Annotated in this window: 1 protein-coding gene; it reads right to left on the reverse strand. The window is 72.6% G+C overall.

What is annotated here, in order from left to right; genetic code table 11:
* A partial coding sequence (locus tag LG634_RS37540; protein WP_226741031.1) for a potassium channel family protein occupies positions 1-773 on the reverse strand: 773 nt, incomplete at its 3' end.
* Positions 774-777 lie beyond the last annotated feature (4 nt).

Raw genomic sequence — 777 nt, forward strand, 5'->3', positions numbered from 1 at the left:
GGTGTGCCGCCGGTGTGCAGGAACCGCTGGTCGAGGATGAGTGCGAGGTCTTCCAGCGCAGCGCGGAGGACCGCTGCCGAGAGCCGGACGTCGGGATGGCGGGCGCCGGCGGCCTGGTCCGCCAGGTTGCCCGCGTAGGTGACGTGGCGGGCGAGGGAGGTGCGGTCGTCGCCGTCGTGGAAGTAGTAGGACTCGGCGTACTGCATGAAGTCGACCGAGACCACCGAGACGGCCGCCGCCAGGCTGTCGACGATCGCCGCCCCCGCGTCCGTGTCGATCTGCTCGGTGGTGGGGTGGGTGCGCGAGAGGTGGGACAGGCGCAGCGCCAGGGCGCGGCGGCGGGCGAGCGCCGGGTAGATGCCGAGGGTCCACGAGACGGTCGCGGTCAGCAGGACGAACCCGACCAGGGCCTCCACGGGGGCGAGGACGCGAAGCCATCCCTCGCCCGGTGCGATGTCGCCCAGACCCAGCGTGGAGACGTGCACCAGGGAGACGTAGAGCGCGTCGAGGAACTCTGCGTGTTCGGCGGGCCGGAGTCCGGCGGTGTACGTGAATCCGTCCGGCATGTGCGGCCAGTAGACCAGGGCCCATCCCACCACCACCGTCAGGGCCCACGTGGCGACCACGGTCACCATCGCCAGGGGACCGGCCAGTCCGGAGGCCCGGCGGCCCCCGGCGAGGCGGCCGGACAGCCGCCAGCACCCGGTCATGATCAGCCGGCTCAGACCGCCGTGCCGGGTCGGGTGCCACAAGGTGTGGAACACGTCCCGCAGGACG

Origin of the sequence: Streptomyces bambusae, assembly GCF_020532645.1 — a bacterium.
Classification (GTDB): Bacteria; Actinomycetota; Actinomycetes; order Streptomycetales; family Streptomycetaceae; genus Streptomyces; species Streptomyces bambusae.